The organism is Acidovorax sp. KPB24-07 (assembly GCF_057543315.1).
In genome coordinates this window covers 1-15,853 of the sequence record NZ_BAAJYS010000013.1, presented here as the reverse complement: position 1 = coordinate 15,853, position 15,853 = coordinate 1, and the positions used below count along the sequence as shown (strand labels likewise).

General features: G+C 64.7%; 6 protein-coding genes, 2 tRNA genes, 1 pseudogene and 1 riboswitch. Of the genes and pseudogenes, 6 read left to right on the top strand and 3 right to left on the bottom strand.

Features of this window, described 5'->3' with window-relative positions; all coding sequences use genetic code 11:
• Nucleotides 1–35: 35 nt before the first annotated feature.
• Entirely contained in the window at nt 36–2,330 is a 2,295-nt protein-coding gene (gene rnr / locus AC27IQ_RS03570) for a ribonuclease R (RefSeq protein WP_487088263.1), read from the bottom strand.
• A gap of 23 nt (nt 2,331–2,353) precedes the next feature.
• Between rnr and AC27IQ_RS03565 the strand changes: the two genes are divergently transcribed.
• A tRNA-Leu gene (locus AC27IQ_RS03565) sits at nt 2,354–2,438 on the top strand.
• 168 nt (nt 2,439–2,606) lie between these two features.
• A tRNA-Leu gene (locus tag AC27IQ_RS03560) sits at nt 2,607–2,691 on the top strand.
• 223 nt (nt 2,692–2,914) lie between these two features.
• Here AC27IQ_RS03560 and AC27IQ_RS03555 read toward each other — a convergent pair.
• Nucleotides 2,915–5,645 (bottom strand): annotated as a pseudogene (locus AC27IQ_RS03555) (DUF349 domain-containing protein).
• 262 nt (nt 5,646–5,907) lie between these two features.
• Nucleotides 5,908–9,660, bottom strand: coding sequence for a DUF748 domain-containing protein (locus AC27IQ_RS03550; RefSeq protein ID WP_487088240.1), 3,753 nt, complete (start codon nt 9,658–9,660; stop codon nt 5,908–5,910).
• Nucleotides 9,661–10,376: 716 nt separating this feature from the next.
• On the opposite strand from AC27IQ_RS03550, the gene AC27IQ_RS03545 reads away from it, so the two are divergent.
• The 4 genes from AC27IQ_RS03545 to AC27IQ_RS03530 all read left to right on the top strand — a co-directional run.
• Nucleotides 10,377–11,246, top strand: a complete 870-nt coding sequence (locus AC27IQ_RS03545) for a lytic transglycosylase domain-containing protein (RefSeq protein WP_487088238.1) — start codon at nt 10,377–10,379, stop codon at nt 11,244–11,246.
• A 70-nt stretch (nt 11,247–11,316) separates the two neighbouring features.
• Nucleotides 11,317–11,466, top strand: a riboswitch (ZMP/ZTP riboswitch).
• A gap of 34 nt (nt 11,467–11,500) precedes the next feature.
• On the top strand, nt 11,501–12,745 hold the full coding sequence (gene glyA, locus AC27IQ_RS03540) for a serine hydroxymethyltransferase (RefSeq protein ID WP_284428734.1): 1,245 nt from the start codon (nt 11,501–11,503) through the stop codon (nt 12,743–12,745).
• A 122-nt stretch (nt 12,746–12,867) separates the two neighbouring features.
• Nucleotides 12,868–13,317: a transcriptional regulator NrdR gene (gene nrdR / locus AC27IQ_RS03535; protein ID WP_272563964.1), complete on the top strand. Its 450-nt coding sequence runs from the start codon at nt 12,868–12,870 to the stop codon at nt 13,315–13,317.
• A 212-nt stretch (nt 13,318–13,529) separates the two neighbouring features.
• On the top strand, nt 13,530–15,853 hold a 2,324-nt coding region (locus AC27IQ_RS03530; protein ID WP_487088235.1), incomplete at its 3' end, for a hypothetical protein.

Sequence of the window (15,853 nt, the reverse complement as noted above, 5' to 3'; positions counted from 1 at the left end):
TGGGATTATTGTTAAACGTAGCGGCGTGGTAACGCTCATCTGCGGGATTTGCGGCCCTTGGCGGGAGGTCCCGCACGCTTTCCGGCGGCCTTGGGCGACTGCTTGCGCGAGGAACGCTCGTCAGTCGACACCCGGGTAGCCGATTTGCTGGAGGATTTTCTGTTCGAGCCGCTCGCAGTGTTCGCAGCCCGGCTGTCGGAGGAGCCGGCGCCCGCGGTTGCCTTGCCTTTTGTCGGCCGAGGGGGCGCAAGGTCTTCACCTTCACGCATGAGCCGGAAATCGATCTTGCGGCCATCGAGATCCACCCGGCTCACCTGCACCCTTACGCGCGAGCCGATCGCATAGCGTATTCCAGTGCGTTCGCCGCGCAATTCCTGGCGGGCCTCGTCGAACTTGAAATACTCGCCACCCAGCTCAGTGATATGCACGAGGCCTTCGACATACATGGCGTCCAACGTCACGAAGATGCCGAAGCTGGTGGCTGCGCTGACCACGCCGCTGTACTCCTCGCCCAGGTGCTCACGCATGTACTTGCATTTGAGCCAAGCCTCGACATCCCTGCTGGCCTCGTCCGCCCGGCGCTCATTGGCGCTGCAGTGCAGCCCTGCCGCTTCCCAGGCCTGCGTTTCCCGGGTGCTTGCCGGAGCCTCCTTTCGCGGCTGCATGGTGGGCGCAGCGACGCGCGCAGCCAGGCGCTTGGCCAGCTTGGCATGGGCTTCGCCAGGCGTGGGCAATGCCGGCAGCCGGTATTTTGTTTTACCGAGGATGGCCTTGATCACCCGATGAACCAGCAGATCGGGGTAACGGCGTATCGGGCTGGTGAAGTGGGTATAGGCCTCGAATGCAAGCCCGAAATGGCCGCTGTTGATCGGCGTATAGATGGCTTGCTGCATCGATCGCAGCAACATCGTATGGATCTGCTGAGCGTCGGGGCGGTCCTTGGTGGCGTCGGCAATGGCTTGGAAGTCGCCAGGCTTCGGATCGTCGCCGATCGACATGCCCACCCCCATGGCCTTGAGGTAATTGCGCAGGATCTCCTGCTTTTCAGGCGTCGGCCCTTCATGCACTCGGAACAAGCCAGGCTGCCCACCTTGCGCGATGAAATCGGCGCTGCAGACATTGGCAGCCAACATGGCTTCTTCGATGAGGCGGTGCGCGTCATTGCGGGTGCGTGGCACGATCTTCTCGATGCGGCCGTTGTCATCGCAAATGATCTGCGTCTCGGTCGTTTCGAAATCCACGGCACCGCGCACATGCCGCGCAGCCAACAGGGCCCTGTAGACATCGTGCAGATTGAGCAGGTCTTTGACGCGGGGCTTGCGCTTCGTCGCCTCCGGTCCACGGGTGTTGGCCAAGATGGCGGCCACCTCGGTGTAGGTGAAGCGGGCGTGGCTGAACATCACCGCGGGGTAGAACTGGTATGCATGCACGTCGCCCTTGGCCGTGATGAGCATGTCGCACACCATGCAAAGGCGCTCCACCTCGGGATTCAGCGAGCACAGACCGTTGGACAGTTTCTCGGGCAGCATGGGAATTACGCGCCGTGGGAAATAGACGCTCGTCGCCCGGTCATAAGCGTCGATATCGATCGCACTGCCAGTCTCCACGTAATGGCTCACATCCGCGATCGCCACCAGCAGTCGCCACCCCTTGGCGCGGCCAACCTTGGTTGGCTCGCAGTACACGGCATCGTCGAAATCGCGCGCGTCTTCGCCATCGATGGTGACCAGCGGCACGTCCGTCAGGTCTACCCGGCTGCGCTTGTCCTGCGCGCGGACCTTATCGGGCAGTGCTTTGGCCTGCGCCAAAGCATCGGCCGAAAATTCGTGCGGCACGCCGTATTTGCGCACCGCGATCTCGATCTCCATGCCTGGATCGTCCACCTCGCCCAGGACCTCGGTGATTCGGCCAACCGGCTGCCCGAACAGGGCTGGCGGCTCCGTCAGTTGAACCACGACCACCTGCCCTGGTTTTGCCGTTCCAGTGGCCCCTTTGGGGATCAAAACATCCTGGCCATAGCGCTTGTCTTCCGGGGCCACGAGCCAGACACCGCTCTCTTGAAGCAATCGCCCGATGATGGGCTGGTCGGGCCGCTCGACGATTTCAACCACGCGCCCTTCCGGACGGCCCCGGCGATCCTGGCGAACGATCCGGACACGCACGCGATCCTTATGGAGCACGGCACGCATCTCGTTGGGGGGAATATAGATATCGGATTCGCCATCGTCTCGCTGCACAAATCCATGCCCGTCGCGATGCCCCTGCACACTGCCTTCGATCTCGTCTTCATTGCGCGCAGCAGGTGCGCCAGGGGTCGTTTTTTTTGATATACAATCTGAGTCTTTCCTGAAATGCCCAGGTGGCGGAATTGGTAGACGCACTAGTTTCAGGTACTAGCGAGTAACATCGTGGAGGTTCGAGTCCTCTCCTGGGCACCAAGTTTAACGACAACCTGCAGGGTTGTCGGCCAAAAAAGCCGCTTCTTTTTGAAGCGGCTTTTTTTTATTGTCCGCATTCCCGGCGCATGGCATGGTCGCAACAATAAATTTTGCAACTCAGCCAGAGCCTTCAAAAAAAGACTCTATAATTCGAGTCTTTCCTGAAATGCCCAGGTGGCGGAATTGGTAGACGCACTAGTTTCAGGTACTAGCGAGTAACATCGTGGAGGTTCGAGTCCTCTCCTGGGCACCAAATTCAAAAAAGCCGCTGTGAAAACAGCGGCTTTTTTTTTGCCCGATGCGCCATGAATCTGATGTCATGGCTAGGCTCATTCCGTGATGAGCCGCTCCGCCATCGGCGTGGCTACGCGACCGGAGGCTGGAGCCTTCTGCCAACCACCAACCCGCAGTTCTCCATTGGCGGGTTGGTAGAACAGCAAGGCCGGTTGGGCCAAACGGCCTTGCTGTATTCGCGCTTATTTACGCAGCAGGGTCTTCAACGCGTTCTGCAACCTGCGGGCGCTGGTTTCGTCGGTTGCACTTGCAAGCACCCGGGCCACATCCTGGCCCCACGTCTGGACGGGCGTGGGATCGTTTCGGCGCGTGAGCAACTGGAGTTGGAGTGCACGGCGGGCCTGCAACTGCTCCGCAGGGGTCGGCACTTCGGCCGCCATTTCCAGCCTCAGCAAAGCCTCCGATGCATCCCCTTGGGGCGCGGCAGAAACCGCCTGGGTCCATGCAGAGCGGACGGACGCTTGTACTCCCAGTTCCTGCACGCTGGGCAACTGGGCTGCGTCACGTTTTTGCCAAGCAGCAATCAGTTGGGTGAGTGCCTCGCCATGCGCTTGCGCAGCCAGTTTGCGCAGTGTGAGTTGCGCATGTTCGAGTGCCTCGCGCTGGGCACGGAAAGCACTGTCGCCCAGGCGAGGACCGCGGGCTTCCGAACGGTCCCCAAACCGATCACCCCGATCCCCGAACCGGTCGCCCCGCGCATCGCCACCCCTGCCCGGGCCGGAGGCATCGCGCGGACCTCGTCCGTCTTTGCGGTCTCCCGGCCGTGCTGGACGGCCCGGCAGTGCAGGCGCATCTTTTTTCATACCCGGGCGATCGTCGCCACGCACAGCCACCACGGGACGTGGCGCAGGCTTCGGCGCCGCGGCAGGCGGCGGAGCCTGATCTGCATCGGCCCCCTCCCCTTCCGAAGCCGCGGCCCCCTCTGCGGGTGCGGAAGTCACGTTGTCCGACGCGGTAGCTGGCCTGTTCTGCGCAGCGGATGCTGCCGCTTCATTGGCCAATGCCTGTCCACGCAGCGCAGCCTCCAGAGCGACCATTGCGCCACGGATCTTTTGCGCATCGCCGCTGGCATTCGCTTCCTCCAGCGCCTTGGAGGCTTCCAAAACGACGCGGTCTCGGGCGCTGATCTCGCCAGCCATCTTGTCGCGATCAGCGGATTTGCGATTGAACGCTTCGTCAATGGGCTTGCGGAAGGCATCCCACAATTTCTGTTCGTGCTTGCGGTCCAGTGGCACGGACTGCGCTTCGGCCTGCCAGCGCTGCTGCAGTGCCTTCACCGCGTCGACCCGCAGTGTCGGCGCAGCCCCCAATGCGATTGCCTCATCGATCAGCGCGTGCCGACGTGCCAGGCTGTCCTTCTGCGCGGTTTCGAGCGGCGCGGCGGCGGCGGCCATGGCTTCTTTCCATTGGGGCTGCAGTTCAGCAAACACCTTTTCGCTGACATGACCGCCATCGCGCCACCGATCGCCGAACTGGTGGAGCGCACGGTTGACCGCTTTCCAGTCGGGCTGCCCGGCCGTTGCCTGGGCCGCCGTCCAAGCCTTCACCTCGTCCAGCAAGGCCACACGCTGGGCTTTGTGTTCAGCCGCATCGGCACGCACCTTTTCCAGCCAAGCCTCGACCACCTTGTGGGCTGCATTGCACGCCTCGTCGAATTTTTTTCCACAGCGCATGGTTGGCCGGCCCCCCTTGGTCGGCCTGTTTCCACTGCTCGCGCAACTGGCGCAGCGTTTCCTGCATCTTGCGACCGCCCAAAGCTTGGCCTTCGGGACGTTGCAGCAACCCTTCCGCACGGGCCACCAGATCTTCCCGAACCTGGTCCGCGCTCCAGCGCTGCCAGCCTTCGAGTTCACCCGCCGCAACCAAAGCGGTGTGCACCTGCTGCTCCAGTGCCGCATCAATGTGCTTGCCATGGGTTTTCAGCACGCTGCGCAGCGCGGCTGCAGCGCCTGCGCTGGCTTTGCCGTGGCCTTCCGCTGTCTCACGCTCCAGTTTGCCCAATGCGTCGCGCACGGACTGCACCGCCTTGTCTCGCACTTCAGGATCCACCTTGGAGCGTGCGGGAGGCCGCACGGCCGGCTGTGCCGCGGCTGCGGCTTCCGATGGTTGGCCACGCGCCACCCGAAGCTCATCCGCCCACACGGGCACCGGGGGCAACGCTGCCGCAGGATCTTCCGACGCAGCAACCGCCTGCGCGACCGCCGGCTGGAATGCATCCCACACCACGAGCAACTGAGTGCGCGAAGCATCCAGCAACGGCGGGAAGCGAGCTTCCACGCTGGCCCAGGATGGGTCGTCCGTCAGTTCCTGCGCCTGTTGCTGCCAACGGCCCACGTCGGTGCGCAGCGCCTCCAATGCGGCCTGCGCATCACGCCAGGGCTTGGTGGACAGCACCTCGATGCGCTGGGCCAGCAACACTGCGGCCTCGCGCTGCACCTGCACACGGTGCTGCAGATCTTCGATGACCTTCATGCGCTCTGCCAATTGCACCTTGAGCGATGCCAAAGGTTCCCGCGACAAAGGGGCTCCCGCCTTGGCCGCGTCGCGCTGCCAAGCCAGCGCGTCGGCAATGTTCAGCTTGGCAGCAGCCAGCAAGCCCTGCGCCTTTTCGGCCCACTCGGCAGCGATCGCCTCCTGGCCCTTGGCACGCCGGATTTCATCGAGGCGCTCGCGAACAGCACGGGCTGCGCCCTTGTCGCGCCCACTCAGTTCCTTGAACACCTCCTGCAACTGCTCCGCCGACGGCTGGGTCTGCAGCCATTCGCGAATGCGCGATGCCCTCTCTCCCGAGGTCGCGGCGGAAAACGCGCCGCCCGTCAGCGCATCCAAGGGATGCGGCTCGGTGTGCTTGGCCGGGGCCGGGTTCACTTCGGGTGCGTCAGACATTTTGTTGCGAGAAGAAAAGGGAAACATGGATTCAGGGGGTAAAAGGCCGTGGCCGAGGAGCCAGCGCCTACAGGCAGCGCAGATGACGCCGCCGACAAGGGCGCTATTTTCGCCCGGTTTTAGCAAGTCCCCTACATGGGGCGTTTTTATTCGGACTCAGCGGGCACACGGGGCCATGGTTCAGACACTGGAGCGCTGAATATGGGGTGCAGCGCTGCGACTGCAATACGGCAATGTAGCCCACGGCCATGGATGGATGAAAAAGCTTGTTTCCACCGGATGCGCCCTTTCAGCGAGTGGACAAAGTAAGTTCTGCGTGGGGCGCCCCGTTCGCACTCTCCGAATCGATTTTCGGTGCGCCGACGAACAATCGCCCCAGCGCGACTTGCCGCCCCGCCAGGTAGTCACGGACCGCCACTGCCCGTGCCTGTGCCAGCTCTCTCATCGCCTCATCGGGAATTGCCATGTCCGCCAATAACAAGGCTTCCATTTCTGGCACGGACAAATCCTTCGCCATGCCGACCAGATTGCGGGGCTTGGCCATGTCGGTGCGGCGATACACCTCCTTGAGCGAGTCAGCGTACTGCGGAGAACCCGGCGCAGGCGCCTGGGGTTCCGAGGGCGCTTGATCGCCCCGCGCAGCCATGCGGCGCGCTTGTGCCGCCACCCGGGACTGCAGCGCGGCCCGTTTCCAGCCCTCTTGTTCGGCTTCTCGCTGAGCGTGCCCGGCGACGGTCATGTTCAGTCCCGGTCGGTCCGAGAGTGCCTGCCCGATCTTGTCGAGCGTCTTTCGGGCTTCATCGTCCAGGGCCGCGCTGCCCGGGGCGAAGTTGACGCGATCCAGCTCAGAACTGCCCCCCATCCATCCGGCCAGCAATGAAAACGGCGAAGTGATCGCCTTCATCACCAAGTTGCCCACCGCGCGAAAAATCACCGGCCCCAGGCGGAACTGGGGGTCGTTCAGCGAGCCATTGATCGGCAGTTCCACGTCGATCACACCATTTCGGTCAGCCAGCAAGGCAACGGCCAGGCGCACGGGCAAACTGGCCGGAGCGCCCTCCACCGGCTCGCCAAAACGCAATTGATTCAGCACGAGCTTGTTGCTGGCCGTCAATTGACCATCTGGCAGAACACGATAGTTGACGTCCATGCTCAGCTTGCCCCGCTCGATGCCATGGCCCGCGTATTTGATGCTGTAGGGCGAAAGCGGCGGCAGTTCCAGATCGCGCATCCGGCCTTGGATGTCCAGTGCCAAGGGCTTGGCCAGCGGATTCAGGCGCCCCGTGATGTCGAGCGAGGCCGAGCCCTGCGCCCGTCCGCGCAGTTGAAGTTCGGCCATGGCGGGCTCACCGCCCTCGGCGGAGGGCGCGGACGCAAAAGCCCCCAGGCGACCATTCAATTCGCTCAGGTCCGCTGAATAGTTGGGCCGAACGAACGAATCGGTAAAACGCACCGAACCGCCAGTGAGCACCACGGGGCCGAAACGCATGACTGGCGCCATTGCCGGCTTGGTGGCCTGGGGCGGCGTCGAGCCAGCCGCTGGGGTGATGTCGGGGGAAGCCTCCGCTGCTGCCGATCCACCGGGTGGCCCCTGGGCAGGCTGAGCAAGGTCCTGCAGATTGATGCGCCCATTCGGCTGAACGATGATGCGGGCAAAAAAGTCGCTCAACGCCGTTTCCTTGACGTCGAGCGCGGTTGGCTTTCCGGGCGCCAGGGTGAAATCCACCCCCTGCAGGGCCAGCGACTTCCAGTTCAGCAGTTCTTCCCCACGGATGGGTGCAGCCCCGTCGGCCGGTCCATTCGCGGCTGGGCGAACGGCCAGGGCCCTCACCCGCACCTCGTCCAGTGCGGCATTGCCCCGCACGCCGACGTCCGGGCCGTCGGTTTGCGCGGCATAACGCACCTCGCCATTGAAGCTGCCGAGGGCACGCACGACATCGACCGCCAACGGGTTGTCCACATACGGCTTGAAGGGATGCAGTGGCAGGCGGGACGCCTGCACCTTGCCCTGTGCCAACAGGGGCGTCATCTGCACCGTTCCTTCATAGGCCAGGTTGCCGGGATCTGTCCGCCCGGCCCCAAGGCGTGCCGATAGCGACAACGACACTGGAGGTGCGCCGGCATTCACAGGCCATGCCAAGCCCTTGGCACACATCTGGAAGGTGTCGAGCATTACCGCCACAGGCTGTGCCTTGGCCGCATCGTTGAACGCCAGCGCTCCACCGTCCACCGACACTTCGGCCAGTTGCACGCTCCAGCCGGGGGCTGCATCCGTGCGCGTTGCGGCGGTGACTGGCACACGGCCTTTCCCTGCGGTGTCGGGCACCGTCGTCAGCCAGCGCTCCACCATCCAGCGCCCGTCCCCAGTACGCTCCAGGCGCACTTTGGGCTGCGATGTCGCCACCCGCGCGATGGCAACGGTGCGCTGCGGCATCCGGATCAACGCATCCTCGACCTCGATGCGGCCGATTTCAGCCCAGGCCGCGTTGTTGCGCAGGCCCGAGACCGTGGCGGTCCCCGCTGGGCAGTCCCGACCAGCCGGAGCACAGGCCCATTCGGCGCGGTCCACCGACAGCTTCGCGATCTTTGCCGCCCACGCGGAGCCGTTCCAGGCGATGCCCCCATCGGAATCCAGCGTTCCGTCCAGTTGGGGCTGGACGAGGTTGGCCAGGTATGGCCGGGCCATGGACAACGGCCAGCCCCGGGCGGACACGGCCACGCGGCCCGATTGCGCCAGCACCTCCCCTTGAAGCGACAAGGTCGCGGCGTCGCTCCCCGCTTCGGACGACAGCCGCGCATCCGCAGTGAACTGCACTGGCCGGGTGAGTGGCAAGGCCAGCCGGGTCGCGCGCACCCGCAGGTCGCGGGCCGAGATGCGGGCGGGCACTGCTGTCCCATCGTCCAGCCAGTCCACCTGCCCCCCATTGATGGCCACCCGATCCACCACCACATCCCACGGTGCATCATGAGCCGCATTGGTCCCCGCCTTCGTGGCATTCTGGTCTTGCGCCGCACCGCCCAGCAAGGCCATGCGCCCTTCCCGGTCACGCCGCACCGTCGCATGCGGCCCGCGCCACTCCAGCGAAGCCACATGCACCTTCCGCTGGAAAGGCTGCAGCGCCGCCACCTGGGCGGTGACCATGTCGAACGACAGCAGTGGGCCACCCTGTCGATCGCTCACGCGTGCACCATGGACCTGCACCACGCCGCTCACCGAAAGAGCAGGTTCGGACTGTTTCTGGAACGTCAGCCGCAGATCGGCGTCCAGCGTGCCTTGCTCGATGCGTACCGGCATGGCGGGAGGAAGGTAGGCCAGGAACGGCTGCAGATCCAACCCCTTGAATTGCAGCGTGGCTTCGGTGTCCCGGCTGTCCAGAAATGGCGTGCTCTGGGCCCCGGTCGTGAACGCCGTACCGTTCAGTTGAAAGGCGAGATGGGGCGCGACCTTCACGGTGCGGTCCGCGGGCAGATTGCTCAGAAACGGCACGCTCAGGGAAAATCCACGCACGGTGTGGACCCGTTTTTGTGGCGCATCGCCGAAATCCACGGCACCGTCCCTCACCACGATGTTGTAGAACGAAAACCGCTGGGGCTGCGCATCGGGCTCGGCCGTCGCCGAGGATGGTGTCGAGAACTTTTTCAGCAGGTCATCGAAGTCGGTCTGCCCAGCCGACGTGCGCGACAGACGCAATGTGGGTCCATCGATCTGCAGCGCGTCGATCACCGGCGCCAGATGCCAAAGGGACTGCAGTTCTGCATCTATATAGAGGCGCTGAATTTCTAACTGGGGCTCCTTGCCCGAAGTGTCTGCAGCCATCCTCAGATCCCGCAGTTCCAGCTCCAGGGTCCATGGCTTGAAATCGATCTTCCCGACAGACAGTTCTCGCCCCAATTGCTCGGACACCGTGTTGTGCAGCACGTAGCGCAGCACGGTCGGAACCACGGCCCAGGCCAGCGCCCAGAATCCCAGCCAAGCCAGCAACGTCCACGCCACGCGGCGCACCCACAGGTTTTTGATGATCGAAAGCGCTTGCAGGGGCACGTCAGAGTCCGGTTTTCATTGCACAGATCATGGGATTCGAGCAGAAATCGGCCGGGTCAACATGTAACCAGTCGCAAAAAAGAAAGCCCGGTGGGATCTGTCGATCCGCACCGGGCTTGACGGCTGACACAACGGTCTTTTGCCATCATTTGCACCCTGGAGCTTGAACGTCCACGGGGCAGGAGGCAAGGTATTGCCTCCGGGGTCTGCCTTGGAAGTTTGACCAGTCACCTTCAGTGCACTGCATGCGTCTGGAGGGCGGCTCCGCTTCGTCCGGCGATGCCTGAATCACTCAGGCAAGGCCACTTTAGCCAAGTTGGCGGACCACCACAAGCTGGATTTTCAATCGCCCTCCATGCCTCGATTGCATTCATCACGGCGGGGCTGCAGAAGCGGTAACGATGCCTCATGCAAGAGTGCCGATGCACCCTATAAACCTGTGTTTCCTACCAGATTTTTAAGATCGAATTGATCTAACGATCGGTTTTGTTAGTATTGACTCTGTATTAAGAGCCCTCCTAGAATCCGCGAGCCCTGAAAAACGGGGTTGACGATCTTCCATCCGCTGCCGATCCCGGCTAAGTCAGTTCGGTCATTGAACGCTCTCCGGAGGCAATGCGAACCTGATGGCGTACCAATCCAGGCGAGATGCCTGGCACGGCCTGGCCCCTTGTGGGCCACCTTGCTCAGGCCTCGACTCAGAAAGGAAAAGCTACATGACAGCGTTAGGAACAGTGGTCGCCGGATTGCGAACGTTCGCATCCGATGTGATCGACGGTTTTCTTGAAATCACCCACAGCAGCTTCGCTCTCCTTGGCCTGGCTGTCGCTTTTGCCGTCATCACTTTGACCGCGCGTCCCGACCTGCGCCAGACCGGAGAAGAAAAGCTGATGGGCTGGCTGCAAGCCCGCCAGGTCGCGGTCATGGGCACGCCCATCGAGCCGGAAGCCAGCGAGCGCGCCACGGCGAGCAATCCGAAGGAACTGCCCAAGGAGCAGGCAGCCGTCACCTACTGGCTCAGCAAGAAGTACCGTGTGGCGCCGGAGCCTTTGGCAGTGCTGGTGGCCGAAGCCTATGAAATCGGCGGCAAGACCAAGCTGGACCCCACGTTGATCCTGTCGATCATGGCCGTGGAATCGAGCTTCAACCCCTTCGCCCAGAGCGCGGTGGGCGCCCAGGGCCTGATGCAGGTCATGACGAATGTGCACACCGACAAGTACCAGAATTTCGGTGGCCACTTCGCGGCCTTCGATCCGGTGAGCAACCTGCGCGTGGGCGTGAAGGTGCTGCAGGAATGCATCACCCGCGCCGGGTCCCTCGAAGGCGGCTTGCGCTATTACGTCGGCGCGGCCAATCTGCCCGACGATGGCGGGTACGCCGCCAAGGTGCTGGCCGAGCACTTCCGCCTGCGCCAGGTGGCCAGCGGCCGCTCGGTGCCGTTGCAACCGCCTGCTCCCGCCACGCCGGCTGCCCCGCCGATGCTCTCCACGCAGGCGCCGGCACAGACCGTTCCCGCCAAGGCGGCCGCCGAAGCGGAAGCCCCCAAGGCCAGCGCCGACAAGGTGGCGCTTCTCTCCGACCTTTGAACCGACGGTGCCCGACTTGGGGCATCGATTCACATCCTCGGGCGCCAGGCCCGGTGCGGTCAGCTACACTCGCGGGGTACGCAACTGGCGATAGGCGCGGCACTCCACTGCCGCCGCTGACGTGGAAACCGACAGGGGTTCACCCCCTGTGAACCACTGGGGAGCGTGCCGCACGGGCTGAAAGGCCTGCTGTGTTCCGCCGTTCGCCTGGGCAGCCCTTGTTTCAAGGGACACCAGTTCATAGGACTGCCAACATGTACCAACGCAATATCCTCGTCAGCCAGGCCGACCCTGAAATCTGGGCCGCCATCCAGGCCGAAAACGTTCGCCAGGAACAGCACATCGAGCTGATCGCCAGCGAAAACTATGCCTCCCCCGCCGTCATGGCCGCCCAGGGCTCGCAGCTCACCAACAAGTACGCCGAAGGCTATCCCGGCAAGCGCTACTACGGCGGCTGCGAGAACGTGGACGTGGTCGAGCAATTGGCCATCGACCGCGTGAAGAAGCTCTTCGGTGCCGAAGCCGCCAACGTGCAGCCCAACTCCGGCTCGCAGGCCAACCAGGCCGTGCTGCTGGCCTTCCTCAAGCCCGGCGACACCATCCTCGGCATGAGCCTGGCCGAAGGCGGCCACTTGACGCACGGCATGCCGCTGAACATGAGCGGCAAGTGGTTCAACATCGTCTCGTACGGCCTCAACGACAAGGAAGAGATCGACTACGACGCGCTCGAAGCGAAGGCCCGTGAACACAAGCCCAAGCTGATCATCGCCGGCGCATCGGCCTATTCCCTGCGCATCGACTTCGAGCGCTTCGCAAAGATCGCCAAGGAAATCGGCGCGATCTTCTGGGTGGACATCGCCCACTACGCCGGCCTCGTGGTCGCGGGCCAGTACCCCAACCCCGTGCCCCATGCCGACGTGGTCACCTCCACCACGCACAAGAGCCTGCGCGGCCCGCGCGGCGGCATCATCCTGATGAAGTCCGAGCACGAGAAGGCCATCAACAGCGCCATCTTCCCCGGCCTGCAAGGCGGCCCGCTGGAACACGTGATCGCCGCCAAGGCCGTGGCCTTCAAGGAAGCGCTGGAGCCGGGCTTCAAGGCCTACCAGGAACAGGTCGCCAAGAACGCCAAGGTGTTCGCCGAAACGCTGATCGAGCGCGGCCTGCGCATCGTGAGCGGCCGAACCGAGAGCCACGTGATGCTGGTGGACCTGCGCGCCAAGGGCATCACCGGCAAGGAAGCCGAAGCCGCCCTGGGCAACGCCCACATCACCATCAACAAGAACTCGATCCCCAACGACCCTGAGAAGCCGATGGTGACCAGCGGCATCCGCGTGGGCACGCCGGCCATCACGACGCGGGGCTTCAAGGAAGAGGAAACGCGCCTCACCGCCAATCTCCTGGCCGATGTGCTGGACAACCCGCGCGACGAGGCCAACCTGGCCGCGGTGCGGGCCAAGGTGCACGCGCTGACCTCGCGCTTTCCCGTCTACGGCTGATCCATGCCCCGCTCTCCGCTCAGCGCCGCCTGCCCTGGCCCAACCGGGGCAGAACGGGCGCTGGCGCCAGCCTCGGCCCTCTCGGCGGCCCTTCTCCGCCGGCATGATGGGAGGGCCTTCCGATGAAGTGCCCTTTCTGCAGCCACCCCGAAACGCAGGTGGTGGAAACGCGGGTGGCCGAGGACGGGGATTTCGTGCGCCGCCGCCGCCAGTGCGGCGCGTGCGACAAGCGCTTCACCACCTACGAGCGGCCGGAAGTGAACTTTCCGTCCATCGTGAAGAAGGACGGCCGGCGCATCGAATACGAGCGGGCCAAACTGCTGGCCTCGTTCAACCTGGCGCTGCGCAAGCGCCCGGTCAGCACGGTGCAGATCGACAGCGCCATCGAGCGCATCGAGGAAACGCTGCTCAACCTGGGGCAGCGCGAAGTGCCTTCCAGCCAGATCGGCGAGTGGGTGATGCGCGAGCTCAAGAAGCTGGACAAAGTGGCCTACATCCGCTTTGCCAGCGTGTACCGCAGCTTCGAGGACATCGACGACTTCCGCGCGCTCGTGGACGAAGTGCGCAAGTAGGAATCGATGGCCTGGGGTCTTTCGGCCCCTCACCGCATGACTACCATGCGGCGGTAGCTATCGATTTCATAGCAAACGAAAAACGGCGCGCTGTCTGACAAGGCAGGCGGACACGTGGCCGCCTCTGCGTTCTAAACTGGGCCGCTTCGTCCGCCGGAGCGGTCTGCGTGCCCGGCGTCCTCGCTACGACCCGCGTCCGCCGCCCTCGCTCCATGGAATCCCAGCCGCCGATTTCCAACCATTTCACTTCGCCCGCATCCGCTGCCCAGACCCTCAGCGGGCCTGCCTACCGCCACACCTGGCAATTCTTTCGCGCCGGTGGCGTGGACCAGGTCACCATCCGCACCGGCGCCGATATCGCCCACCTGGCCGAGCTGGACCAGAAACTCTGGGTGGCCCTGGCCTGCCCCACGCGCGGCATCGAGTTCGACCCACGCACGCTGGACCTGATCGACACCGACAAGGACGGGCGCATCCGCCCGCCAGAACTGCTGGCGGCCTGCGCCTGGGCCTGTGCCCGGCTGGGCGACCCCGACCTGCTGGCCCGGCCGGCCGATGCACTGGATCTGGAGGCCATCGACGCCACCACGGACGAGGGTGCCGCGCTGGTGGCGCAGGCGCGGCGAATCCTCGCGCTGGCCGACCAGCCCGAGGCCACCACCATCACGCTGGCCCAGGTGCTGGAACGCAGCGAACAGCTGAGCGCCATGCGCTTCAACGGCGATGGCGCGATCACGCCGGACACGGCGCAGGACGACACCCCGGCGCGGGAGGCCATCGAGCAGATCATCGCCACGCACGGCAGCGTGCCCATCGAGCAGAAACCCGTGAAAGGCGTCGCCCAGGAGGCCCTGAACGGGGTGGACCGCGCGCATGCCGAGGCCTTCTTTGCCGAGGTGGCGAAATGGCACGGCTGGTCGGCCCAGGCCAATGACCGCACCGCCGGACTGGCGCTCGGCGATCGCACGCTCGCCGCCACGCAGGCGATGAACGCGGTGCGGCACAAGATCGACGATTTCTTCGCGCGGTCCCGGCTCGCCGCCTACGATCCGCGCGCGGCGGCGGCACTCAACCCCACACAGGAGGAATACGCCGCGATGGCGGGGGTCGATCTGGATGCATCGTCCCCCGCGGTGGCCGCCCTGCCCCTGGCGCCCATCACGCCCCATGGCGCCCTGCCCCTGGCGCGCGGCACCAATCCCGCCTGGGCACAGGCCCTGCAGACCTTCCGGGAGCAAGCGGTGGAGCCGCTGCTCGGCCGCCCCGCCGAGGCGCTGACCGAAAAAGAATGGGAGCAGGTGCAGAAGGCCCTGGCCCCCTGCCAGCAATGGCTGGCCGACAAGCCGGCCACCCGGCTGGATGCGCTCAAGGACGACGCCATCCGCCAGTTGCACGAGAGCGGCGTGCGCGAGCGCGTGATGGCCCTGATCGAGCAGGACGAGGCCGAGAAGGCGCACAACACACAGATGCTGGACCTCGAGAAGCTGCTGCGCTTTCGGCGCGACCTGCTCGTGCTGCTGAACAACTTCGTCTCGTTTTCGGCGTTCTACCAGCGCGAGGGCGCGATCTTCCAGGCCGGAACGCTGTACCTGGACGCGCGCAGCTGCGACCTGACCGTGCAGGTGGCGGATGCGGGCAAGCACGCCAAGCTCGCTGGGCTGGCCAAGACCTACCTGGCCTACTGCGACTGCACGCGCAAGGGACAGAAGATGACCATCGTGGCGGCGTTCACGGCGGGCGACGTGGACTTTCTGTTCGTGGGGCGCAACGGCGTCTTCTACGACCGGCAGGGCCAGGACTGGGACGCCACCATCACCAAGCTGATCGAGAACCCGACCAGCATCGCGCAGGCGTTCTTCTCGCCCTACAAGAAATTCCTGCGGATGATCGAGGAGCAGGTGGCCAAGCGGGCCTCGGCCAGCGATGCGCGGGTGGAAAAGTCCCTGGGCGCCACGGCCGGGCAATTGGCCAACACGCCGCTCAAGGCTGGCGGCACCACGCCCGCCGCCTCCACCGTGGTGGAGCCCGGGCGCCGCACCGACGTGGGCACGGTGGCGGCGATCGGCGTGGCGTTGGGCAGCATCAGCGCCGTGCTGGTGGGCATCTTCGGCAAGTTCGTGGACCTGGGGGTGTGGATTCCGCTGGCGCTCGTCGGCATCGTGCTGGCCATTTCCGGGCCGAGCATGCTGATCGCGTGGCTCAAGCTGCGCCAGCGCAGCCTGGGGCCGATCCTGGACGCGAGCGGCTGGGCCATCAATGGCCGCATGCGCATCAACACGCGGCTGGGGGGCTCGCTGTCGCAGACGGCGCATGTGCCCGCCAACGCACGCCGGTTGCTGGACGATCCGTTCGCCGAATCGCGCCGGCCGGTGTGGCTGGCGGCGGGGGGATTGCTGGTCGTCGCCGTGCTGGCGGTGGCCGCCTGGCGCTGGTACCGGCTGGAGCATGCGCCGGCACCGGTCCCTGTCACCGCCCCCGTTGCCACCACGGGCAGTGCACCGGCCACGGCAACCCCCGGTGCACCGGCGGCGTCGGT

Bases quoted from the DNA above. Each gene is read 5' to 3' on its own strand.
- AC27IQ_RS03545 (WP_487088238.1), top strand. From the start codon at position 10,377: ATGACAGCGTTAGGAACAGTGGTCGCCGGATTGCGAACGTTCGCATCC.
- glyA (WP_284428734.1), top strand. From the start codon at position 11,501: ATGTACCAACGCAATATCCTCGTCAGCCAGGCCGACCCTGAAATCTGG.
- nrdR (WP_272563964.1), top strand. From the start codon at position 12,868: ATGAAGTGCCCTTTCTGCAGCCACCCCGAAACGCAGGTGGTGGAAACG.